This is a genomic window from Achromobacter sp. CSND-B12 (genome assembly GCF_052906545.1).
Genome location: NZ_JBREGJ010000001.1, coordinates 1,415,444 through 1,438,235, shown reverse-complemented (window position 1 = coordinate 1,438,235; position 22,792 = coordinate 1,415,444). Strand labels below are relative to the sequence as shown.

21 protein-coding genes and 1 pseudogene are annotated in these 22,792 nt (G+C 69.1%); 16 read left to right on the top strand and 6 right to left on the bottom strand.

Annotation, left to right across the window (positions count from 1 at the left end):
* The first annotated feature begins 26 nt into the window (after positions 1-26).
* From acpS to ACUTAG_RS06630, 5 genes are all read left to right on the top strand, one after another.
* Complete coding sequence (acpS, locus tag ACUTAG_RS06650) at positions 27-464, top strand: holo-ACP synthase (RefSeq protein WP_006384820.1); 438 nt, start codon at positions 27-29, stop codon at positions 462-464.
* 37 nt (positions 465-501) lie between these two features.
* On the top strand, positions 502-1,557 hold the full coding sequence (gene nagZ, locus ACUTAG_RS06645) for a beta-N-acetylhexosaminidase (RefSeq protein ID WP_026384743.1): 1,056 nt from the start codon (positions 502-504) through the stop codon (positions 1,555-1,557).
* Positions 1,520-3,349: an excinuclease ABC subunit UvrC gene (gene uvrC, locus ACUTAG_RS06640; RefSeq protein WP_020929025.1), complete on the top strand. Its 1,830-nt coding sequence runs from the start codon at positions 1,520-1,522 to the stop codon at positions 3,347-3,349. The genes nagZ and uvrC overlap by 38 nt, the downstream gene beginning before the upstream one ends.
* 80 nt (positions 3,350-3,429) lie before the next feature.
* The gene (gene pgsA / locus ACUTAG_RS06635) at positions 3,430-4,002 is read left to right on the top strand and encodes a CDP-diacylglycerol--glycerol-3-phosphate 3-phosphatidyltransferase (protein ID WP_020929024.1); all 573 of its coding nucleotides are present in this window, start codon (positions 3,430-3,432) and stop codon (positions 4,000-4,002) included.
* 196 nt (positions 4,003-4,198) lie between these two features.
* Positions 4,199-5,485 (top strand): MFS transporter, encoded by a 1,287-nt coding sequence (locus ACUTAG_RS06630; RefSeq protein ID WP_006384816.1) that lies wholly within the window; start codon positions 4,199-4,201, stop codon positions 5,483-5,485.
* A gap of 109 nt (positions 5,486-5,594) precedes the next feature.
* On the opposite strand, the gene ACUTAG_RS06625 is transcribed toward ACUTAG_RS06630, so the two are convergent.
* Positions 5,595-6,671 carry a tartrate dehydrogenase gene (locus ACUTAG_RS06625; protein WP_006384815.1) on the bottom strand — a complete coding sequence of 359 codons (1,077 nt, stop codon included), beginning with the start codon at positions 6,669-6,671 and terminating at the stop codon, positions 5,595-5,597.
* A gap of 139 nt (positions 6,672-6,810) precedes the next feature.
* Between ACUTAG_RS06625 and ACUTAG_RS06620 the strand changes: the two genes are divergently transcribed.
* Together ACUTAG_RS06620 and ACUTAG_RS06615 are read left to right on the top strand one after the other, a co-directional pair.
* Positions 6,811-7,719 carry a LysR substrate-binding domain-containing protein gene (locus ACUTAG_RS06620; protein ID WP_006384814.1) on the top strand — a complete coding sequence of 303 codons (909 nt, stop codon included), beginning with the start codon at positions 6,811-6,813 and terminating at the stop codon, positions 7,717-7,719.
* A 260-nt stretch (positions 7,720-7,979) separates the two neighbouring features.
* Positions 7,980-8,984 (top strand): cytochrome-c peroxidase, encoded by a 1,005-nt coding sequence (locus ACUTAG_RS06615; protein WP_116792122.1) that lies wholly within the window; start codon positions 7,980-7,982, stop codon positions 8,982-8,984.
* 73 nt (positions 8,985-9,057) lie between these two features.
* Here ACUTAG_RS06615 and queF read toward each other — a convergent pair whose 3' ends face one another.
* Positions 9,058-9,882, bottom strand: a complete 825-nt coding sequence (gene queF, locus ACUTAG_RS06610; protein ID WP_148318353.1) for an NADPH-dependent 7-cyano-7-deazaguanine reductase QueF — start codon at positions 9,880-9,882, stop codon at positions 9,058-9,060.
* A 323-nt stretch (positions 9,883-10,205) separates the two neighbouring features.
* Between queF and aceA the strand changes: the two genes are divergently transcribed.
* Positions 10,206-11,525: an isocitrate lyase gene (gene aceA, locus ACUTAG_RS06605; protein WP_024069969.1), complete on the top strand. Its 1,320-nt coding sequence runs from the start codon at positions 10,206-10,208 to the stop codon at positions 11,523-11,525.
* A gap of 114 nt (positions 11,526-11,639) precedes the next feature.
* Here aceA and ACUTAG_RS06600 read toward each other — a convergent pair whose 3' ends face one another.
* Positions 11,640-12,419 (bottom strand): AraC family transcriptional regulator, encoded by a 780-nt coding sequence (locus ACUTAG_RS06600; protein ID WP_148318355.1) that lies wholly within the window; start codon positions 12,417-12,419, stop codon positions 11,640-11,642.
* Positions 12,420-12,544: 125 nt separating this feature from the next.
* Here ACUTAG_RS06600 and ACUTAG_RS06595 point away from each other — a divergent pair, with 125 nt between their 5' ends.
* Positions 12,545-13,303 (top strand): alpha/beta fold hydrolase, encoded by a 759-nt coding sequence (locus ACUTAG_RS06595; protein ID WP_148318357.1) that lies wholly within the window; start codon positions 12,545-12,547, stop codon positions 13,301-13,303.
* A gap of 21 nt (positions 13,304-13,324) precedes the next feature.
* On the opposite strand, the pseudogene bioD reads toward ACUTAG_RS06595, so the two are convergent.
* From bioD to bioF, 3 genes and pseudogenes are all read right to left on the bottom strand, one after another.
* Positions 13,325-14,753 (bottom strand): annotated as a pseudogene (gene bioD, locus ACUTAG_RS06590) (dethiobiotin synthase).
* On the bottom strand, positions 14,750-15,415 hold the full coding sequence (locus tag ACUTAG_RS06585; protein ID WP_020929016.1) for an alpha/beta fold hydrolase: 666 nt from the start codon (positions 15,413-15,415) through the stop codon (positions 14,750-14,752). The pseudogene bioD and the gene ACUTAG_RS06585 overlap by 4 nt, the downstream one beginning before the upstream one ends.
* Positions 15,415-16,599 (bottom strand): 8-amino-7-oxononanoate synthase, encoded by a 1,185-nt coding sequence (gene bioF / locus ACUTAG_RS06580; protein WP_054447061.1) that lies wholly within the window; start codon positions 16,597-16,599, stop codon positions 15,415-15,417. The genes ACUTAG_RS06585 and bioF overlap by 1 nt, the downstream gene beginning before the upstream one ends.
* 112 nt (positions 16,600-16,711) lie before the next feature.
* On the opposite strand from bioF, the gene ACUTAG_RS06575 reads away from it, so the two are divergent.
* From ACUTAG_RS06575 to ccoP, 7 genes are all read left to right on the top strand, one after another.
* Complete coding sequence (locus ACUTAG_RS06575; protein ID WP_020929014.1) at positions 16,712-17,980, top strand: adenosylmethionine--8-amino-7-oxononanoate transaminase; 1,269 nt, start codon at positions 16,712-16,714, stop codon at positions 17,978-17,980.
* Between the two features lie 89 nt (positions 17,981-18,069).
* Positions 18,070-19,044, top strand: coding sequence for a P-type ATPase (locus ACUTAG_RS06570; RefSeq protein WP_006387525.1), 975 nt, complete (start codon positions 18,070-18,072; stop codon positions 19,042-19,044).
* Positions 19,041-19,202 (top strand): cbb3-type cytochrome oxidase assembly protein CcoS, encoded by a 162-nt coding sequence (ccoS, locus tag ACUTAG_RS06565; protein WP_006387526.1) that lies wholly within the window; start codon positions 19,041-19,043, stop codon positions 19,200-19,202. Before ACUTAG_RS06570 ends, ccoS begins: the two co-directional genes overlap by 4 nt.
* Positions 19,203-19,349: 147 nt before the next feature.
* Positions 19,350-20,834 carry a cytochrome-c oxidase, cbb3-type subunit I gene (gene ccoN, locus ACUTAG_RS06560; RefSeq protein WP_006387527.1) on the top strand — a complete coding sequence of 495 codons (1,485 nt, stop codon included), beginning with the start codon at positions 19,350-19,352 and terminating at the stop codon, positions 20,832-20,834.
* A 10-nt stretch (positions 20,835-20,844) separates the two neighbouring features.
* Positions 20,845-21,624 carry a cytochrome-c oxidase, cbb3-type subunit II gene (ccoO, locus tag ACUTAG_RS06555; protein ID WP_148318359.1) on the top strand — a complete coding sequence of 260 codons (780 nt, stop codon included), beginning with the start codon at positions 20,845-20,847 and terminating at the stop codon, positions 21,622-21,624.
* Positions 21,624-21,800, top strand: a complete 177-nt coding sequence (locus tag ACUTAG_RS06550) for a cbb3-type cytochrome oxidase subunit 3 (protein WP_148318647.1) — start codon at positions 21,624-21,626, stop codon at positions 21,798-21,800. Before ccoO ends, ACUTAG_RS06550 begins: the two co-directional genes overlap by 1 nt.
* The gene (gene ccoP / locus ACUTAG_RS06545; RefSeq protein WP_148318361.1) at positions 21,797-22,747 is read left to right on the top strand and encodes a cytochrome-c oxidase, cbb3-type subunit III; all 951 of its coding nucleotides are present in this window, start codon (positions 21,797-21,799) and stop codon (positions 22,745-22,747) included. The genes ACUTAG_RS06550 and ccoP overlap by 4 nt, the downstream gene beginning before the upstream one ends.
* The last annotated feature ends 45 nt before the right edge of the window (positions 22,748-22,792 follow it).

Here is a 22,792-nt window from a genome sequence, read left to right as displayed (position 1 = left end):
GACTCCCTCCCAAGGCGCCCGCAACGATGTCCCAGCCCGAATCTCCGCTCGTCGTTCCCGCGCCGGCCGCCATCGGCGGCATCGGCATGGACCTGCTGCGCATCGACCGCATCGAGCGCGCCCTGGCGCGCCACGGCGACCGTTTCGCCGAGAAGATCCTGGGGCCCGAGGAACTGGCCAAATTCCACGCCCGCCGCGCCCGCGACCCGGTGCGCGGCGTGCGCTTCCTGGCGACGCGCTTTGCCGCCAAGGAAGCCTTTTCCAAGGCGGTGGGGCTGGGCATGCGCATGCCCATGACCTGGCGCCGGGTGCAGACCCTGAACGCGCCCGGGGGGCGGCCGGTGCTGGTGATCGCCCCCGAATTGCTGGAATGGTACGTGCAGCGCTTCGGCGCCGCGCACGTTTCCATTACCGATGAATCCGACATGGCCGCCGCCTACGTGGTGGTCGAACGCAAGCCCTGAGCCCGCGGGCCGGTTTGCAAGACAGAAGGACAAGCCGATGGCCAAGAAGAAATCCCGGGCGCTGCCGCCCGGTCCCGTGATGGTCGATGTGGCCGGCACCGTGCTGACCAAGGAAGAAAAGAAGCGCCTGCGCCACCCGCTGGTGGGCGGCGTGATCCTGTTCGCGCGCAATTTCGAGAACCGCCGCCAGCTGACCGAGCTGACCCGCCAGATCCACAAGGCGCGCAAGGAGCGCCTGCTGATCCTGGTGGACCACGAGGGCGGCCGGGTGCAGCGCTTCCGCGAAGACGGCTTCACGCCGCTGCCCGCGATGCGCGACCTGGGCGCGCTGTGGGACCGCGATCCGCTGACCGCGATGCGCCTGGCGACCGAGGCCGGCTACGTGCTGGCCGCCGAGCTGCGCGCCTGCGGCGTGGACATGAGCTTCACGCCGGTACTGGACCTGGACTACGGCGTCAGCAAGGTGATCGGCAATCGCGCCTTCCACCAAGACGCGCGGGTGGTGACGATGCTGTCGCGCGCGCTGATCCAGGGCCTGGCGCTGGCCGGCATGTCGGCCTGCGGCAAGCATTTCCCGGGGCACGGTTTCGTCGGCGCGGATTCGCACCACGAGATCCCGGTCGATCCGCGCCCGCTGGAAAGCATCCTGAAGGACGACGCCGCGCCCTACGCCTGGCTGGGCGACGCGGTGCTGCCGTCGGTGATGCCGGCGCACGTGATCTACCCCAAGGTCGACAAGCATCCGGCCGGATTCTCCAAGCGCTGGGTGCAGGACATCCTGCGCACCCGCCTGGGCTACGATGGCGTGGTGTTCTCCGATGACCTGACCATGGAAGGCGCGTCCGTCGCCGGCGACATCCTGGCGCGCGCCCAGGCCGCGCTGGGCGCCGGCTGCGACATGGTGCTGGTGTGCAACCGGCCCGACCTGGCCGACGAGCTGCTGGCGCGGCTCGAGTTCGACCATGCCCCCGAGTCCGTGGCCCGCATCCGCCGCTTGATGCCGCGTTTCGACGCGCTCGACTGGGACGCCCTGCAGGCCGAAAGCCGTTACCAGAATGCCCGACGACTTCAATCTCAAATCGTTCCTGGCTGACCTGCCGCATCTTCCGGGTGTCTACCGGCACCTGGATGCGGCCGGCGAGGTCATGTATGTCGGCAAGGCGCGCGACCTGAAAAAGCGCGTCTCGTCGTATTTCCAGAAGAACCTGGCCAGCCCGCGCATCGCCCAGATGGTGGCGAAGGTGGCGCGGCTGGAGGTCACTGTGACGCGCTCCGAGGCCGAAGCGCTGATCCTGGAAAACAACCTCATCAAGAGCCTGAAGCCGCGTTACAACATCCTGTTCCGCGACGACAAGTCCTATCCCTACCTGCTGATCACCGGCCACGACTGGCCGCGCATCGCCTATTACCGCGGCGCCACCAACAAGCGCGGCCAGTACTTCGGCCCGTTCCCCAACGCCTGGGCGGTGCGCGAGACCATCCAGATCCTGCAGAAGGTGTTCCGCCTGCGCACCTGTGAGGACACCGTCTTCGCCAACCGTTCGCGGCCCTGTCTGTTGCATCAGATCGGGCGCTGCTCGGCGCCCTGTGTGGGCGCCATCCAGGCGCAGGACTACGCTTCGGACGTGCAGCGCGCGGTGCGCTTCTTGAATGGCGAGGCCAAGGACGTGATGGGCGAGATCGAGGCCCGCATGCTGGAGGCCGCCGAGGCGCTGCGCTTCGAGGAAGCCGCCGCGCTGCGCGACCAGATGGGCTCGCTGGCGCGGGTGCTGCACCAGCAGACCATGGAAAACGTCAGCGGCGAGGACACCGACATCGTCGCGGTGGCCATCGCCGGCGGCAAGGTCTGTGTCAACCTGGCCATGGTGCGGGGCGGGCGCCACCTGGGCGACAAGCCGTTCTTCCCGACCCACGCCGAGGGCGAGGCCGCGCCGCAGGTGCTGGAAGCCTTCGTGGCCCAGCACTACACCGACAATGCGTTGCCGCCGGTGCTGGTCTGTTCGCACGCCTTGCCCGACGCCGGCCTGATCGACCTGCTGGTGGAGCAGGCCGGCGGCCGCCCGTCGCGCGTGCTGACGCGGCCCCAGGGCGCCCGCCGCGCCTGGCTGGAACAGGCGGTCAAGAACGCCGAGATGGCGCTGGCACGGGCCCTGACCGAATCCGGCGCCCGCGCCGCCCGCACCCTGGCGCTGGCCGAAACCCTGGACCTGGATACCGACGAGGCGGCGCTGGACGCGCTGCGCATCGAGTGCTTCGACATCAGCCATACCGCCGGCGAGGCCACCCAGGCTTCCTGCGTGGTGTTCGAGCACCATGACATGCAGCCGTCGCTGTACCGCCGCTACAACATCGCGGGCATCACCCCGGGCGACGACTACGCCGCCATGCGCCAGGTGCTGACGCGGCGCTTCGCCAAGGTGGCCGACGGCGAGGCGCAGATGCCCGGGCTGGTGCTGATCGACGGCGGCAAGGGCCAGGTCGAGGTGGCGCGCCAGGTGTTCGCCGAGCTGGGGCTGGACATCCAGGCGCTGGTGGGCGTGGCCAAGGGCGAAGGGCGCAAGGTCGGCCTGGAGACCCTGGTGTTCGCCGACGGCCGTCCGCCGGTGGCGCTGGGCGGCGAGTCGGCCGCCCTGATGCTGATCGCCCAGGTGCGCGACGAGGCGCACCGCTTTGCCATCACCGGCATGCGGGCGCGCCGCGCCAAGACCCGTAACGTGTCGCGGCTGGAAGAGATCGAGGGGGTGGGGGCGCGCCGCCGGCAGCGGCTGCTGGCCCGTTTCGGCGGTTTTTCGGGGGTGGCCTCGGCCAGCATCGAGGACCTGGCGTCGGTGGACGGGATTTCCGAGGAACTGGCCGAACGGATCTACGAGGCGCTGCGCGGATAGGGCTCCGGACGGCCGGTTCGTGGCCGCCCGGCGGCCCCGAGACAGCCAGCGCAACCCGGCTGATGTAGCATACGGACACTATGCCAATTAACGTACCCATCATCCTGACGTGGCTGCGTATCGCCATGATCCCGCTGGTAGTCGGGCTGTTCTACCTGCCCGACAGCTGGATGTCCGTGCCGGTGCGCGACACGTTCGCCGCCTGGGCCTTCATCATCGCCGCCCTGACCGACTGGTTCGACGGCTGGCTGGCGCGCCGCTGGAACCAGACTTCGGCGTTCGGCGCGTTCCTGGATCCGGTGGCCGACAAGCTGATGGTCTGCGCCGCGCTGATCGTGCTGCTGGACCTGAGCCGCGTCGATGCCTTCATCTCGCTCATCATCATCGGCCGCGAAATCACTATTTCGGCGCTGCGCGAGTGGATGGCCAAGATCGGCGCCAGCGCCAGCGTGGCGGTGCACCGGTTGGGCAAGTTCAAGACCGCCGCGCAGATGGTGGCGATTCCGTGCCTGCTGTACAACCAGCCGATCTATGGCGTGTCCAGCAAGCTGCTGGGCGACGTGCTGATCGTCGTGGCCGCGGTGCTGACGGTCTGGTCGATGCTGTATTACCTGCAGCGCGCCTGGCCCGCGATCCGCGAGAAAGCGCAGTGAAACACGGCGGCCCGGCTCGCGCCCGGGGCCGCCAGGACAGACCAAGAGCGATGCCGGTGGGGCTTGGACCGCGACCGGCACGGCCACGCGCCGCATTCGCCACAGGGACAACGCCGGCCTGGCCGGTCGTTGCTGGAGACAACCCGCGAACCGCCCCGGGGCGGCCGCCTTTCGCCGCTGCCCGCGGCCTTGCGCAATGACTACCGCTGCATCCAACCTGGCCTCGGACGCCGCCGTCCGCCGCCGCGACTGGCAGATCATCCTCTTGATCGGCGTGGCCCACGCCTCGTCGCACTTCTTCCAACTGGTCCTGCCGTCGCTGTACGTGTCGCTCGGCAACGAGTTCGGGCTGGACTTCGCCCGCCTCGGCCTCTTGGTGTCGACCTTCTATGTGGTCTCGGGCATCGGCCAGGCCTCGTCCGGCTTCGTGGTGGACCGAGTGGGCGCGCGGCCGGTGCTGTGGTTCGGCCTGGCCTGTTTCGTGCTGTCGGGGCTGCTGATCGGCTCGGCCACCGGCTACACCATGCTGATGGCGGCCGCCGTGGTCGGCGGCATCGGCAATTCGGTGTTCCACCCGGCCGACTACTCCATCATCAACCACCGCATCACCGCGCCGCGCCTGGGCCATGCCTTTTCCGCCCACGGCCTGACCGGCAACCTGGGCTGGGCCCTCACGCCCGTGTTCATGACCTCGATCACGCTGCTGGCCAACTGGCGCGTGGCGGCCTACAGCGCCGCCGCGCTGGTGGCCTTCGTGCTGTTGCTGACCGTGCTGGGCCGCAACCTGCTGGGCGGCGCCGAACCGGCCCAGGCTGACGATGCCAGGAATGGCGCGCGCGCCGCGCCCAAGCCGCAGGAAGGCGTGCTGACGACCCTGGCCACGCTGCTGTCCAAGCCGGCGCTGTGGGGCGCGTTCCTGTTCTTCGCCTGCACCTCCATTGCGCTGTCGTCGGTGCAGAACTACACCATTCCGCTGTTGGGCCAGCTGTACGACCTGTCCAAGGTGGCGGCCAGCTCGGCGCTGTCGGGCTACATGGTGGCGTCGGCGGTGGGCATGGCGGCCGGCGGCTTCCTGGTGTCGGCCAACCCGCGCACCGAGCGCACCGTGATGGTGGCGCTGATCCTGGCCGGCCTGACGCTGGTGGTGCTGGCGCTGGGCCTGGTGCCGGCGCTGTTCGCCGCGCCGGTGGTGGCGCTGGCCGGCTTCTGCTCGGGCGTGGCGGCGCCGTCGCGCGACATGCTGATCCGGCGCGTGACGCCCAAGGGCTCCACCGGCTCGGTCTACGGCCTGGTGTATTCCGGCATGGACGTCGGTTCGGCGCTGGGGCCGCTGGCCTTCGGCCTGCTGCTCGACGCCGGCCTGCGTCAGGGCCCCTGGATCGGCGCGGGCGTGGCGTTCGCCGCCGCCGCACTGCTGGCGCAGTGGATCGCGGTGCAGGCGCGCCGGGCCGATCCCGCCGCCGCGGTGCCGGCGCGTTCCTGACGCGTCCGCCGTCGCAGCAGGCAGAACGCCGCCCTCGGGCGGCGTTCTGCTTTTGGGGCCGGCGGATTTGCCGCCGTCCCGGGCAGGAGAGCGCTTGCCGCGCCCGGGATCAGCCTTGCGCCTCGATATGGGCGGCGATGGCGCGGCCGATGTCCTCGGTGCGGGCCTGGCCGCCCAGGTCGGGCGTGCGCGGGCCGTCCTTCAGGCAGTGCTCGATGGCCGCCAGGATGGCGTCGTGCGCCTCCTGGCTGCCCAGGAACTGCAGCATCAGCGCGCCCGACCAGATCATGGCGATGGGGTTGGCGATGCCCTTGCCGTAGATGTCCGGCGCCGAGCCGTGCACCGGCTCGAACAGCGAGGGGAAGGCGCGCTCCGGGTTCAGGTTGGCCGACGGCGCGATGCCGATGGTGCCGGTGCAGGCCGGACCCAGGTCCGACAGGATGTCGCCGAACAGGTTGGAGGCCACCACCACGTCGAAGCGTTGCGGCTGCAGCACGAAGCGCGCGGCCAGGATGTCGATGTGCTGCTTGTCGGTCTTGACGTCGGGATACTGCTGGCCGACGGCGTCGGCGCGTTCGTCCCACCACGGCATGCTGATGGCGATGCCGTTGCTCTTGGTGGCGACCGTGAGCTGCTTGCGCTGGCGCCGGTTGGCCAGCTCGAAGGCGTAGCGCATGACGCGGTCGGTGCCGTGGCGGGTGAAGACCGATTCCTGGATCACGATTTCGCGGTCGGTGCCGGTGAACAGGCGGCCGCCCAGGTTGGTGTATTCGCCTTCGGTGTTCTCGCGCACGATGAAGAAATCGATGTCGCCCGGGCGCTGGCCGGCCAGCGGGCACGGCACGCCCTCGAACAGGCGGACCGGGCGCAGGTTGATGTACTGGTCGAACTCGCGCCGGAATTTCAGCAGCGAGCCCCACAGCGACACGTGGTCCGGCACCGTGGCGGGCCAGCCGACCGCGCCGAAGTAGATGGCGTCGTAGCCCTGCAGCTGTTCCTTCCAGTCGGGCGGCATCATCTCGCCGTGCTGCGCGTAGTACTCGCAGTTGGCCCAGGGGAAGGTATCGATCTGCAGCGCCAGGCCGAAGCGGCGGGCGGCGGCTTCGACGGCGCGCAGGCCTTCGGGCAGGACTTCGTTGCCGATGCCGTCGCCGGCGATGGCTGCGATCTTGTGGACGTGGGACATGGATGGACCTGAAAAACAAAAGAGGAAAAAAGGGCCGGCCGCAGCGCTCAGGGGGCGGCGGCGGGAGGACGACAGCATGGTAGGCGGCCCTACAGTCCATCTACAATGGTCCATCGCGTGAAATGAATATGCACGAATCATGAATAATGACCTGCTGCCCGCCGACCTGCGCGTATTCAACGCCGTGGTGCGCGCCTCCAGTTTTTCCCGCGCCGCCGAAGACCTGGGCATGTCGGCCGCTTACGTCACCAAGCGCATCCGGCTGCTGGAGGCCAGCCTGGGCACGCCGCTGTTCCACCGCACCACGCGGCGGGTGGTGGTGAGCGAGGCCGGCGAGCGTGTCTATCACTGGGCCCAGCGCATTCTTGACGACGTCGAGCACCTGGTCGAAGAAGTCGGCGTCACGCGCCGCGAACCGCGCGGCCTGCTGCGCATCTGCAGCAGTTTCGGTTTCGGGCGGCGGGTGGTGGCGCCGGCGCTGTCGGCGTTCGTGTCGCGCCATCCCGCCGTGCAGGTGCGCTTCGAGGTGTTCGACCGCCTGGTCGACGTGGCGGCCGAAGGCTACGACCTGGACGTGCGGGTGGGCGACGACATCGCGCCGCACGTGATCGCGCGCAAGCTTGCCGCCAACCACAGGCTGCTGTGCGCCGCGCCGTCATACCTGGCCGAACGCGGCGCGCCCCGCAAGCTGGACGACCTGGCCGCGCACGACTGCCTGGTGATCAAGGAGCGCGACCATCCCTTTGGCGTCTGGCGCATGCGGCGCGGCGAGCGCGAGCACACCGTCAAGGTGCGCGGACCGCTGTCGGCCAACAATGGCGAGATGGTGGTGCAGTGGGCGGTGGACGGCCGCGGCATCATCCTGCGCTCGGCCTGGGACGTGGGCCCGCTGATCGCCGCCGGCAAGCTGGTGCCGGTGCTGCCGCAGTACCGCCAGGAGGCCAACATCTGGGCGGTGTATCCGGCGCGGCTGAACGCCTCGGCCAAGGTACGCGTGTGCGTGGATTTCCTGGAGGCGCATCTGCGCCAGCTCGACGCGAACGACTGACGCGATCGGCCCGCGCGGCTCACCGGCCTGGCGGATCGAGGCAGCCAATCGAGGCAGCGAATCGATGTCCGCGCTCGATGCACGAGTCCGTGGCGGAGCATGGCGTGGCGACAGGTCGGCGTGTTCCGATTGCGTCAGGTCAAGCCGCCGTTGCGGGGCGCGCCAGCGCGCCGGCGTCCTTGACGCATCGCAAGCTGCCCGCCGGCCGGCTCCGATGTAATGACCTTTATATGGATAAGGTTATTCAACAGGAGAAAGCCATGAGAAAGAAGCACGCGATGCTCGCGGCGGGTGTCGTCATTGCGCTCTGGGCGGGCCAGGCGTCGGGCGCGCCCCGCCAGGAGCCGATCCAGCCGATCGAGGCGGCGGTGGTCAAGGACCCGGCCAAGGTCGAACTGGGCAAGAAGCTGTTCTTCGACCCGCGCCTGTCGCGCTCGGGCGCGATCTCCTGTAATTCCTGCCACAACCTGGGCATGGGCGGTTCCGACAACCTGAAGGCGTCGATCGGCCACAAGTGGCAGCAGGGTTCGATCAACTCGCCCACGGTGCTCAATTCCAGCCTGAACATCGCCCAGTTCTGGGACGGCCGCGCCAAGGACCTGCGCGAACAGGCCGGCGGCCCGATCGCCAACCCCATGGAAATGGCCTCCACCCACGAACTGGCGGTGCAGGTGCTCAACTCCATTCCCGGCTACCGCGCCGAGTTCAAGCAGGTGTTCGGCAAGGACGGCATCACCATTGAGGAGGTGACGGGCGCGTTGGCGGCCTTCGAGGAAACGCTGGTGACGCCGAATTCGCGCTTCGACCAGTGGCTCAAGGGCGACGACAAGGCGCTGACCGTCCAGGAACTGGCCGGCTACACCCTGTTCAAGAACAGCGGCTGCGTGGCGTGCCACAACGGCGTGGCGGTGGGCGGCAACTCGTTCCAGAAGATGGGGCTGGTGGCGCCGTACCAGACCGACAACAAGGCCGAGGGCCGCGCCGCCGTCACCGGCAAGGACGCCGACCGCTTCAACTTCAAGGTGCCGACGCTGCGCAACGTGGCGCTGACCTATCCGTACTTCCATGACGGCGAGGCCGCCACCCTGACGCAGGCGGTGGACGTGATGGGCCGCCTGCAACTGGGCCGCACCTTCACGCCAGATGAGAACGCGCAGATCGTGGCGTTCCTGAAGACCCTGACGGGCGACCAGCCGGCGATCCAGTATCCGCTGCTGCCGCCGTCGGCGGACGACACGCCGCGGCCTGCGCCGTTCGTGAAGTAGGGCGGCGGGCGACGCCGCCGGGATGGGCGTCGCTTGTAAAAAAACGTCCGCCTTCGGGCGGACGAGGCTTTTTTTACTGGCGCACCGTGCGCACGTCGGCCGGCGGCGTGGTCTCGACGTTGCTGCGCCACGGATTGATGTCCAGCCCGCCGCGCCGCGTGTAGCGCGCATACACCGTCAACTGCTCGGGCGCGCAGGCCTGCATGATGTCGGTGAAGATGCGTTCCACGCAATGCTCGTGGAATTCGGCGTGCTGGCGAAACGAGATCACGTAGCGCAGCAGCGATTCGCGGTCGATGGGCTGGCCGCGGTAGCGGATCTGCACGCTGGCCCAGTCGGGCTGGCCGGTCACCGGGCAGTTGGACTTGAGCAGGCGCGAGCACAGGGTTTCCTCGATCACGTCGCCCGGGCGGTTGCGCAGCAACTCGGGCGCCGGTTCGTAGGTGTCGATCTCGATGTCGAGCTTGTCTATATAGATACCGTCCAGTTCGCCCATCCGCAGCTCGCCGAAGCGCTGCGGCAGGATGAAGTCCAGCCCCACGGGGGCGCCGGCGGCGGCGCTCAGGTCGCGCTCCAGGCGGCCGCGCAGGGCGGCCGAGTTGACCAGCCGGGTCTGGTTGAACGAGTTCAGGTACAGCTTGAACGACTTGGACTCGATGATGTTGGGGCTGTCGGCCGGCACCGAGAACGTCGCCATCGCCACCCGCGGCTTGCCCTTGGCGTCGAGCCAGGACAGCTCGTAGGCGTTCCACAGATCGACCCCGGTGAACGGCAGGGGCCCGGTCGCCAGGTTGAGCGCCTCGCGGTTGTGGGCGCGGGCGATGGGGAACAGCAGCGAGGGATCGTATTGCGAGACGTAGGTCACGCTCTGGCCCAGCGGGCCGTGAGACAGCGTCATGGAGAAGGTCGTCGGAAAACGTGGAGATGACCGCATTGTAGGCGCTCTCAAACCCGTCATTTTTCGCATCATGAAACGCCGCTCCCGGCATGTGAAAGTTCGTGCTGCGCCGCCGCGCAAGCGCATTTCACGGATGACAATTGCCTTCCGTAATGCGGAACGATCCATATAACTTATTGATTTTTATGAATAATATTTTTCATCTTATATAAGAGGCATGGCCACATTGCTCCGCAGCACAGGCATAGACTTTCTCCAACGATTCACGCAATGCAACCCCGAAGTTTTCTTGCCTTTTCAGCCATAGACCAAGGAGCATGACCATGAGCCACCGCGAAACCGAAATCCGCAATCTGCAGAAAGACTGGGCCGAGAACAGCCGCTGGCAGGGCATCAAGCGCGACTACAGCGCCGAGGATGTCATCCGCCTGCGCGGCTCGATCGCCGTCGAGCACACCCTGGCTCGCCGCGGCGCGACCCGCCTGTGGGAGCAACTGCACAGCGAGCCTTTCGTGAATTCGCTGGGCGCCCTGACCGGCAACCAGGCCATGCAACAGGTCAAGGCCGGCCTCAAGGCCATCTACCTGTCGGGCTGGCAAGTGGCCGGCGACGCCAACCTGGCCGGCGAGATGTACCCCGACCAGTCGCTGTACCCCGCCAATTCGGTGCCGCAGGTCGTGCGCCGCATCAACAATTCGCTGACCCGCTGCGACCAGATCCAGTGGATGGAAGGCAAGAACCCGGGCGACGAGGGCTACATCGATTTCTTCGCGCCCATCGTGGCCGATGCCGAGGCCGGTTTCGGCGGCGTGCTGAACGCCTTCGAGCTGATGAAGGCCATGATCGAGGCCGGCGCCTCGGGCGTGCACTTCGAGGACCAGCTGGCGTCCGTGAAGAAGTGCGGCCACATGGGCGGCAAGGTGCTGGTGCCGACCCGCGAAGCCGTGGCCAAGCTGGTCTCGGCGCGCCTGGCGGCCGACGTGATGGGCACGCCCACCGTGCTGCTGGCCCGCACCGACGCCGACGCCGCCGACCTGGTGACCAGCGACGTCGACGACAACGACCGCCCGTTCATCACCGGCGAGCGCACCGTGGAAGGCTTTTTCCGCACCCGCGCCGGCATTGACCAGGCGATCTCGCGCGGCCTGGCCTACGCGCCGTACGCCGACCTGATCTGGTGCGAAACCTCCACGCCCAACCTGGAATACGCCCGCAAGTTCGCCGACGCGATCCATCGCCAGTTCCCGGGCAAGCTGCTGGCGTACAACTGCTCGCCGTCGTTCAACTGGAAGAAGAACCTGGACGACGCCACCATCGCCAAGTTCCAGCGCGAGCTGGGCGCCATGGGCTACAAGTTCCAGTTCATCACGCTGGCCGGCTTCCACGCGCTGAACTACGGCATGTTCGAACTGGCCCACGGCTACGCCCGCCGCCAGATGAGCGCCTTCGTCGAATTGCAGCAGAAGGAATTCGCCGCCGCCGACCTGGGCTTCACCGCGGTCAAGCACCAGCGCGAAGTGGGCACCGGCTACTTCGACGCCGTCACGCAGACCATCGAGGGCGGCCAGTCCTCGACCACCGCGCTGACCGGCTCGACCGAGGAAGCGCAGTTCGAGCACGGCAAGGAACAGAAGGCCGCCTGAGCCGGAACCGATTGATTTTGCAGTTGAAGTTGTAGTGCTGTTGTAGGGTGGATTCAGGGTGCCTTCGGGCACCCTCTTTTTTTACGGCGGGAGCCGCTGGTCGCCGCTGGCGAGCTAGCGCTGCGCCGCCAGATACGCGCCGGGCGCCTGTCCCAGCACGCGCCGGAACGCGCTGGTGAAGGCGCTGGGACTGGCGTAGCCCAGGTCCAGCGCGACGCGGGTCACGGGCTGGCCCTGGCTCAGGCGCTCGATCGCGGCCAGCAGGCAGGCCTGCTGGCGCCATGCGCCGAAGCTGACGCCGGTTTCGGCGCGGAACTGGCGGGTGAAGGTGCGCCGGCTCATGCCGGCGGCGGCAGCCATCGTGTCCAGGTCCGCGGTGATCGCCGGCGCCGCCCACAGCGCGCGGCAGGCGCGCGCCAGGCGCGGGGCGGCGGGCAGCGGCGCGTGCAGCGACAGCGCCGGCATGGCGGCGATTTCGGCCGCCAGCAGCGCCATCAGCTTGCCGGCGCGGCCGTCCAGGTCGTAGAGCGCGGGCAGGTCGATGGCTTCGTCGAGCAGGTGGCGCAGCAGCGGCGAGACGGCGTGGACCCGGCAGTCGGTGGGCAGGCGCAGGGCCTGCGCGGCGCGCTCGGTGAGAAAGGTGTTGAGCATGGTCACCGCGCCGCGCATGGTCATCTGGTGATCCATGCCCGCCGGCACCCAGCAGGCGCGTTGCGGCGGCACCAGCCAGCGGCCTGTCGGCGTGTTCACGCTGATGGCGCCGCGCGCGGCGTAGGCGAACTGGCCGCGGCGGTGGGCGTGCAGCGGGAAGGTCAGGCCGGCCGGATAGTCGCAGGCCGTCACCACCACGTCGCGCGGAATATCCTCGTAGGGATCGACCAGGGTATTGCGCATGGCCTGGATTCTACAGTGAATGACCTGATATCGAAGGCGGGCCGTCGCCGTCAGGCCTAGGATGCCGCATTGTCCATCGCGTTCGCTGCCCTGGGGCGGCGCATCGCCACACTCCAGGAGCCGACATGGCCAACACTTTCCATCGCGTGGGCCACGGCCCGCATCCCGTCATCGTGCTGCACGGCTGGTTCGGCGACGCGCGCGCCTTCGAGCCGATCGAACCCTGGCTGTCGGGCGCGGACTTCAGCTACGTCTTCATGGACTACCGAGGCTACGGCGGCATGCGCGAGGCGGCCGGCGAACATTCGATCGACGAGATCGCCGCCGACGCGCTGGCGCTGGCCGACGCGTTGGGGTTCGAGCGCTTCAGCCTGGTGGGCCATTCGATGGGCGGCATGGCGATCGAGCGGGTCGCGGCGCTGGCGCCCGAGCGGGTGCGCGCGCTGGTGGCGGTGGCCCCGGTGCCGTGCGGAGGCGTGGCCATGGCGCCGGCCACGCGCGCGCTGTTCGACGGCGCGGCTGCGGACCTGGCCGCGCGCCGCGCCATCATCGACCGCAGCACCGGCGGGCGCCTGCCGGCTGCATGGGTGGCGTGGAAGGCGGCCTATTCCGCCGCGCATTCGTCGGCGGCCGCGTTCGCCGCGTACCTGCCCGCCTGGGTCGGCACCGATTTCAGCGACCGCATCGACGGCCGCCATCCGGTGCTGGCCCTGGTGGGCGAGCACGATCCGGTGTTCACGCCGGCGCTGATGGCCGCGACCTATGCGCGCCGCTATCCGCGCGTGACGATCGAGGTGCTGGCCAATGCCGGGCACTATCCGATGAATGAAACGCCGCTCGCGCTGGCGGCGGCCATCGAGCGCTTCCTGCGCGCCGCGGACTGAGCGCGGCGGCGCCCGAGGCCGTCAATCCGCGGCGCGCATCGCCGCCAGGCATTCCGCCAGCGGCGGCACGGTGCGCGCCAGCGCCTCGACGGCTGCCGCATCGACCCGTTCCAGCGGCGGGATCTCGGCCAGCACGCGCACGTTGCCGAAGCGTTCGATCGCCTCGCGGTTGCCGGCCGACAGCGGGCCGCTCATGATCACGCCCAGCACCGGGATGGCGCGGCGGCGCAAGGCTTCCAGGCTGAGCAGCGTGTGGTTGATGGTGCCCAGGCCGCTGCGCGCGGCCAGCACCACCGGCATGCCCAGGCGCGCGATCAGGTCGATCATCATGTGGCTGTCGTCGATCGGCACGTACAGACCGCCGGCGCCTTCGACGATCAGCGGCGCCGTGGTGGCCGGCGGCACGATGGCGGTGGCGTCGATCACGGCGTCTTCCAGCGGCGCGGCGGCCCACGGCGACAGCGGCGCCTGCAGCACGTAGGCCGGCAGGTGCAGGCGTTCGGGCGGCAGTTGCGCCAGGCGCGCGACCGTGTCGGTGTCACCCGGTTCCTCGGCCACGCCGGTCTGCACCGGTTTCCAGTAGTCGGCGTTCCAGGCGCGCGCCAGGATGGCCGAGACCAGGGTCTTGCCGATGCCGGTGTCGGTGCCGGTGACGAAAACGCCGTTGGCGGGGGAGTCAGTCATGTTTCTTCCAGATTCCGTAGGCCAGGTGATAGGTCACCGTGGCGCCTTGTTGGTCGAACTGCGCCAGCACCCGCCGCAGCGCGGCCGGACCCAGCGGGGCGGTGCCGGGCGCGGGCGTGGTGGCGCCGATGCCCTTGAGCGCCTTGAGGAAATGCAGGCCGTCAGGATGATCTTGTATCAGCCGTTCGCTGTGCACGCCACCGGCCAGATTGCCCATGGTCGGACGGATGGCGGCGGCGGGCGGATAGGTCGGGGTGGCCGCGGCCAGGCCGAGCGCGCGGTGGGCGGCGCGCCATTCCTCGAACGTGCCGTCGGCCAGCGTGGCCACCGCCAGGTGGCCGCCGGGCGCGAGCAGCGCTGCCAGCCGTCCCAGTCCGGCGTTCAGGTCGCCGAACCATTGCACCGCCAGGCTGGAGCAGATCAGGTCGTAGCCGCCCGGCAGGCTGTCGGGGCGCTCGCCGTCCAGCACCTGGTAGCGCGCGTTGCCGGGCAGCGCCGGTCCCTGCCGCGCCCGCGTCAGCATGGCGGGCGAAATGTCGGTCACGGTCCAGTCCGCGGGGCCCAGCCGGGCGGCCAGCGCCTGGGTCAGCAGGCCGGTGCCGCAGCCGATCTCCAGGATGCGCGGACGCGGCGGCAGCGGCAGCCGCCCGATCGCGTCGGCCAGCCGCTGGGCGGTGATGCGTTGGGCCGGGGCGTGTTCGTCGTAGCGGGCGGCGGCGGCGCCGAAGCGCGCGCCGACCCGGGCATTGCGGGGTACGGCGCTCATGCGGCGGGCGCCACGCGGGCCAGGAAGGCGCGGATGCGTTGCGCGCACCAGTCGGGATCGGTCCGCGGCAAGAGGTGGCCGCCTCCGTCGCGCCAGTGCAGTTCGGCCGCGGCGCCGAAGCCCGCCGTCGTCATGGCCGCGGGCGCGATCGGATCGGCCGTGCCCGCCAGCGCCAGCAGCGGCATCGGCAGCGTCGCCAGCGCGGCCCGTTGGTCGGCGTCGCGCAGGATGCCCAGGTCGCGCGCCAGCGGTTCGACCTGGGGGACGCCGATGGCGCTGGTGTCGCCGCAGCGCTGGCGGAAATCGCGCAGCACGGTTTCGGGCTGCGTCGCCAGCCGGTTCAGCATGCGGTCCAGCATGCGCGCCGGGACGCCTTCCGGAAAATCGGCGCCCGCGCCGAAGCGGGCAAAGCCGTTGATCGCCACCAGGCCCACGCAGGCGGGCGGCGGCTCGCCCAGCAGGCGCAGCGCGCCCAGCGAGTGGCCGATGGCCAGTACCGGGCCGTCGGGCGCGGGCGTGTGGGGCGGGCCGAAATAGCCGGCGTCGGCCACGGCCTGCGGCCAGTCGGCCAGCGCGGCGGCCAGTGGCGCCCAGAACGTGGCGTCGAAGGCCCAGCCGTGCGCGAACAGCAGGGTGGGGCGCAGGGAATCGGCGGCCGGCATCAGGCGAGCGCGGCCGTCAGGCCGTCTATCAAGCGATCGATATCGGCGTCGCGGTGCGCCGCGCTCAGGGCGATGCGCAGGCGGCTGGTTCCGGCCGGCACCGTGGGCGGGCGGATCGCCACGGCCAGCAGGCCGCGCTGCTCCAGCGTTGCCGCCAGCGCCAGGGCGCGGCCCTCGTCGCCGACGATGGCGGGCACGATCTGGGTCGACGAGTCGCCGCTGTCCAGCCCCAGGCCGCGCAGCGCGACGCGCAGCCGCTCGCCCGAGGCCGCCAGCCGGGCGCGCTCGGCGTCCAGCGTCGGCACCAGGTCCAGGGCGGCGTCCATGGCGCCCAGCACCGCGGGCGGCAGGGCGGTGGTGTAGATGAAACCCGAACAGGCGTTGACCAGGTAGTCGCAGAGCGCGCGCGAGCCGGCCACGTAGGCGCCGAAACCGCCCAGCGCCTTGCTGAAGGTGCCCATGGCCAGGTCGATGCCGCCGGGCGCCAGTCCGGCCAGTCCCATGCCGCCCGGCCCCAGCACGCCGGTGGCGTGGGCTTCGTCCAGGTAGACGAAGGCCTGGTAGCGCTCGGCCAGCGCCGCCAGCCGCGCCACGTCGGTGCGGTCGCCGTCCATGCTGAAGACGCTTTCCGTGACGATGAAGCGCGCGGCGGGCGCGGCCGATGGTCCGGCGCGCGCCGCCAGCAAGGCTTCGAGGTGGTCCAGGTCGTTGTGGCGGAAGCGGATCTGCCGCACGCCGGCTGCCTGGCAGCCGTGATGCAGGCTGGCATGGTTGAGCTTGTCGGCGTAGACCTGCACTTCGCCCTGGCCGGCGGCCGCGCGCAGCAGGGCCGGCAGCACGGCGGCATTGGCCTGCCAGCCAGACGCCAGCAGCAGCGCGGCCTCGGTGCCTTTCAGGCGCGCCAGCTTGGCCTCGACCTGCTCGTGCAGGTCGAGATTGCCGCACACCAGTCGCGAGGCCTGCGCGCCGGCGCCATGGCGGGCGGCCCATTCGCGCGAGCGCTCAATCAGCAGCGGGTGCTTGGACAGGCCCAGGTAGTCGTTGCTGGAGAAGTTCAGCGCCGGGACGCCGTCCAATGCGATGCGGCCCGCGGGCGCGGCGGTGGCCGTGCGCAGCCGGCGCCGCACGCGGCGCGATTCGGCTTGCGCCAGTTCGGAAGAAAAGAGGGGATCCAGCTTGGACATGACGATTTCCTGCGGCGGCCGGCGGCGGGAGCCCCGCCAGAGGACCGCGGCCGCAAAGCGCGCCGTCAGGCCCCCGGCCGTAGAATGCGAGCCATTGTAGTGGAGGTGAAACATGCAGACCCCTGACTGGATGGCGCGGGGCCAGCCGCATATCTGGCTGCCGTACGCCCAGATGAAGACGGCCACGCCGCCGCTGCCGGTGGTGCGCAGCCATGGCAGCCGCCTGGAGCTGGCCGACGGTCGCCAATTGATCGACGGCGTGGCGTCCTGGTGGACCGCCTGCCACGGCTACAACCATCCGCACATCGCCCGGGCGCTGCGCGAGCAGCTGGATGCCATGCCGCACGTCATGTTCGGCGGCCTGACCCACGAGCCCGCGCTGACCCTGGCGCGGCGCCTGGCCGGCCTGCTGGGGCCGGGGCTGGACCGGGTGTTCTATACGGATTCCGGCTCGGTGGCGGTGGAAGTGGCCATGAAGATGGCGGTGCAGTTCTGGCTCAACCAGGGTGAACGCGGCCGCAGCCGCTTCCTGGCGTTCCGTGGCGGCTACCACGGGGACACCCTGGGCACCATGGCGGTATGCGATCCGGACGAGGGCATGCACAGCCTGTTCCGCGGCATGCTGGCCGAGCACGACATCGTCGACCTGCCGCGCGACGATGCCGCCATGGCGCGCCTGGACGCTTTCCTGGAAACCCGCGGGCCGCAACTGGCCGGCATCCTGGTCGAGCCGCTGGTGCAGGGCGCCGGCGGCATGCTGCTGCACGAGCCGCAGGTGCTGCGGCGCCTGCGCCGGCTGGCCGACCGCCATGGCCTGCTGCTGATCTTCGACGAGATCTTCACCGGCTTCGGCCGCACCGGCACGATGTTCGCGTTCGAGCAGGCCGGCGCGCGTCCCGACATCATCACGCTGTCCAAGGCCCTGACCGGCGGCACCTTGCCGCTGGCGGCCACCGTGGCCAGCAGCCGGGTGTTCGACGCCTTCTGGTCGGACGATCCATCCCATGCCCTGATGCACGGCCCCACCTTCATGGGCAACGCGATGGCCTGCGCCGCCGCCAATGCCTCGCTCGACCTGTTCGAAAGCGAGCCGCGGCTGGCCCAGGCGCAGGCGCTGTCGGTTGCGCTGGCGCGGGGCCTGGCGCCATGCCGCGAGTTGCCGTGGGTGCGCGACGTGCGGGTGCTGGGCGCGATCGGCGTGGTCGAGCTGGATCGCATCGAGGACCGCGAAGCCCTGAAACGGCGCCTGGTCGAGGCCGGGGTCTGGGTGCGGCCGTTCGGCAACGTGGTCTACCTGACGCCGGCCCTGACCATCGCGGCGGACGAACTGGATACCTTGATGCGGGCGGTGGTGGCGGTGTTGCGCGCGCAACGGCCCTGAGCCGGCGGCCGGCCGCGCGCGGGCAAACCGTCCGAGGCGGCTTGATCCAGGTCAAGGCGCGCCCCGGTGGCGCTGGGTAGCATCGGCGCATGCGAGCAAAATCCATTTTCGCCGTTCCTCCGACCCTGCCCGACGCCGACCGCCAGCAGCGCCGGCACGCGCTGGTGCGCCTGTCGCTGGCGTGGCTGGCGATGATGCAGGTGATGATGTTCGCCTGGCCGGGCTACCTGCGCCATGACGGCATCCCCAGGGACGCCCTGGAAACGCTGGACTGGGCCATCGTGCTGATGAACTGGGCCAGCCTGGCCCTGACCGTGCCGGTGGTGCTGTATTCGGCCTGGCCGATCTGGCGCCACGCCGGCGCCAACCTGCGCCAGGGCCGCGCCGGCATGGACGTGCCGGTGGCGCTGGGCATCGTCGCCGCCTTCGTCCCCAGCGTGCATGCCACCTATACGGGCCGCGGCGAGGTGTATTTCGATTCGGTCACCATGTTCGTCGCCTTCCTGCTGACGGCGCGCTACCTGGAACTGTGCGCCCGGCAGTCGTTCGGCGGCTCGACGGGCGGCCAACGGCATGCCCGGGTCGAGGCGCAGCGCCTGCTGCTGGGCGCCGGCGCCGACCGGCTGGCCTCGCGCTTCGTCATGGCGCAGGTGGCGCTGGCGCTGGGGGCGGCGGCCGCCTGGGCCTATATCGATCCGGCCCACAGCCTTCCCGTCATGGTCGCGCTGCTGGTGATGAGCTGTCCCTGCGCCATGTCGATGGCGGTGCCCACCGCCATGGCGTCGGCCCATTCGGCGCTGGCGGCCCATCCGTCAATGCCCGACGCGGCACTGGACGCGTTGCTGGCCCAGGCGCAGCGCAAGGCGCGCCAGAACCTGCATGGTTCCCTGGTCTGGCACCTGCTGATGACGCCGCTGGCGCTGGTCGGCTGGGTCACGCCCTGGCTGGCGGCGATCACCATGCTGGTGTCGTCGCTGGCGGTTGCCTACAACTCGTGGCGGCTGTCGCGGCGCGACTGGTCCGGCCGCGCGGCGCCCGGCGGCGCGCTGGAAGCCGCGCCATGACCATCCTCTATCTTCTCCTGCCCCTGTCCCTGCTGTTCGTGCTGGTCATCGGCGTGTCGTTGTGGTGGGCCGTTTTCAATGGCCAATATGACGATACCGACAACGCCGGCGCCGCCATCCTGCGCGACGACGACGGCGGCCAGCCCTCGCGGGACTGACGGCCGCCGTGCCCTGGACGTTGCGCGGCCGCTGCGGGTTCCCCTGCACGACCAGTAGGGTTTGATTCACATCAACCCCGGATCGTGTCCGACCCCCCATCATTGAAACCTGGAGCTACTTGTTTCTTTTTGTTTGGGGGAAGGGTGATGAACGATTGCGCCGCAATCGCAAGCAAGGCCGACACCTTCAACTATCGGATCGTGAGGCAGTTCGCGCTCATGACCGTGGTCTGGGGCATCGTCGGCATGGCTGTGGGCGTTTTTCTCGCCGCGCAGCTGGTTTGGCCTCAGTTGAATTTCGACACCGCCTGGCTCAGCTACGGCCGCCTGCGCCCGCTGCACACCAACGCCGTGATCTTCGCCTTCGGCGGCAGCGCGCTGTTCGCGACCTCGTACTACGTGGTCCAGCGCACCTGTCAGACCCGCATTTTCTGTGACCGGCTGGCCGCGTTCACCTTCTGGGGCTGGCAGGCGGTCATCGTCGCGGCTGCCATCACCTTGCCGCTGGGCTACACCAGCAGCAAGGAATACGCCGAACTCGAATGGCCCATCGACATCCTGATCACGCTGGTCTGGGTAGCCTACGCCATCGTGTTCTTCGGCACCATCATCAAGCGTCGGTCCAAGCATATCTACGTGGCCAACTGGTTCTTCGGCTCGTACATCCTGACCATCGCCATCCTGCACATCTTCAACAACATCGAGATGCCGGTGACGCTGTGGAAGTCGTACTCCGCCTATTCGGGGGTACAGGACGCCATGGTGCAGTGGTGGTACGGCCACAACGCGGTGGGCTTCTTCCTGACCACCAGCTTCCTGGGCATGATGTATTACTTCGTGCCCAAGCAGGCCGGCCGCCCCATCTATTCGTATCGCCTGTCGATCGTCCACTTCTGGGCGCTGGCCTTCACCTACATGTGGGCCGGTCCGCACCACCTGCTGTACACCTCGCTGCCCGACTGGACCCAGTCGCTGGGCATGACGTTCTCGCTGATCCTGCTGGCGCCGTCGTGGGGCGGCATGATCAACGGCATCATGACGCTGCAGGGCGCCTGGTACAAGCTGCGCACCGATCCGATCCTGAAGTTCATGGTGACGGCGCTGTCGTTCTACGGCATGTCCACGTTCGAAGGCTCGATGATGTCGATCCGCACCGTGAACGCGCTGTCGCACTACACCGACTGGACCATCGGCCACGTGCACTCGGGCGCGCTGGGCTGGGTCGCGATGATCTCGTTCGGCTCGCTCTACTACCTGATCCCGCGCCTGTATGGCCGCGAAAAGATGTACAGCGTCAAGGCCATCGAACTGCACTTCTGGATCGCCACCATCGGCGTGGTGCTGTACATCGCCGCGATGTGGATCGCCGGGGTGCAGCAGGGCCTGATGTGGCGCGACACGGCAGCCGACGGCACGCTGGTGTACAGCTTCGTCGAAGAGCTCAAGACGCGCCTGCCGTATTACCTGATCCGGCTGCTGGGCGGCACGCTGTTCCTGTCGGGTGTCTTTGTCATGGCGTGGAACGTGTGGAAGACGGTGAGCGGCGCGCAAGCGATCAATCCCCCCATTCCGCAAGACGATCCCCACGCCGCCCGCACGCCGGCCATCGCCGCCGCGCCGGCCACTGTTTGACGAGGACATCATGGCCAACAAGCAACAAGGCTTTTTCTCCCACCAGACGCTCGAAAAGAACATCGGCTGGATGATCATCGCCAGCATCCTGGTGGTGTCGTTCGCCGGCCTGGTGCAGATCGTGCCGCTGTTTTTCCAGCACAGCACCACGCAGCCGGTGGCGGGGGTCGAACCCTACAGCCCACTGCGCCTGATGGGGCGCGACGTCTACATCCGCGAAGGCTGTGTCGGCTGCCACTCGCAGCAGGTGCGCCTGCTGGCGGCCGAAGTGCAGCGCTACGGTTCGTATTCGCTGGCCTCGGAGTCGGTGTTCGACCATCCGTTCCTGTGGGGCTCCAAGCGCACCGGCCCGGACCTGGCGCGCGTGGGCGAACGCTATTCCGACGACTGGCATCGCATCCACCTGCGCGATCCGCGCAAGGTGGTGCCCGAGTCCAACATGCCGGCCTATCCGTGGCTGGAAAAGACGGTGATAACCGGCCAGAACGTCGAGCAGCGCATGCGCGCGCTGCGCGCCCTGGGCGTGCCGTACACCGACGAAGAGATCGCCGCCGCGCCCAAGGCCATCGAAGGCAAGACCGAAGAGGACGCGCTGGTGGCCTATCTGCAAGGGCTGGGCGTGGGCGTGCGCAAGGCGCAGCAGGCCAAAAAGGCGGAAGAGGCCAGGAAGGCCGAAGAAGCCCGAAAGGCGGCGCAGCCCGCCGCCGCCGCGCAACCCGCCGCCGCCGCGCAACCCGCCGCCGCCGCGCAACCCGCCGCCGCCGCGCAACCCGCGGCCACGGGAGGCTGATCATGGCTTACTTGAGCGCAATCGTCACCGCCATTTCGATGGCAACCTTTTTCGGCATCGTCTGGTGGGCCTGCTCGCGCGGCCGCCAGCATGCCAACAGCGAATCGGCCATGCTGCCGTTCGCGCTGCCCGATGAATTCGGGCCGGTACAACAAGATGGAGCGGATCGGTCATGAGCGATTTCGTCAATGGCTTCTGGGGGTATTTCATCTCGATCGTCGCTGTGGGCGGCGTGGTGTGGTGTGTGTGGCTGCTGTACACGCAGCGCCGCTGGCTCAAGACCAAGCCGGCCAACGGCCAGGTCGAGGACACCGGCCACGTCTGGGACGGCGACCTGACCGAACTGAACAACCCGGTGCCTGGCTGGTGGACCTGGATGTACCTGCTGGCCTGCGCGTTCGCGCTGGGCTACCTGTTCTTCATGCCGGGCCTGGGTTCGTACAAGGGCCAATTGGGCTACAGCAGCGCCAACGAGGTGGCGCAGCAGCAGGCCAAAATGGCCGAGGCCGTGCGCCCGATCTACGCGCGTTTCGAGACCATGACGGTGCCGCAGATCGCCGCGGATCCGGGCGCCCGTGAAATCGGCCAGCGCCTGTTCCTGAACACCTGCTCGCAGTGCCATGGTTCCGACGCCAAGGGCGGGCCCAGCTTTCCCAATCTGACCGACATGGACTGGCTGCATGGCGGCTCGCCCGAAGCCATCATGCAGACCATCACCAATGGCCGCATCGGCGTGATGCCGCCCTGGAAGGCCGCCATCGATCCCAAGACCGCCGGTGACATCGCCCAGTACGTGCGTTCGCTGTCGGGACTGACGGCCGATCCGGTGCGGGTGTTCCGCGGCCAGCGCGAGTTCGCCAACTTCTGCGTCGCCTGTCACGGTGTCGACGGCAAGGGCAACCAGGCCCTGGGCGCGCCCAACCTGACGGATGACGTCTGGCTGTATGGCAGCTCGGAAGCCACCATCGTCAAGACGATCCTGGATGGCCGCGAGAACCGCATGCCGGCGCACGGCGACATCCTGACCCCGGAACAGATCAAGATCCTGACGGCCTGGGTCTGGGGCCTGTCGAACAAGCCCGACGCGCAAGCGCAGCCGGCCACGACCGCCGCGGCCAAATAGGCGGCGCATAGGTGGGGCGCCGCGACGGCGGCCCCCATATCACAT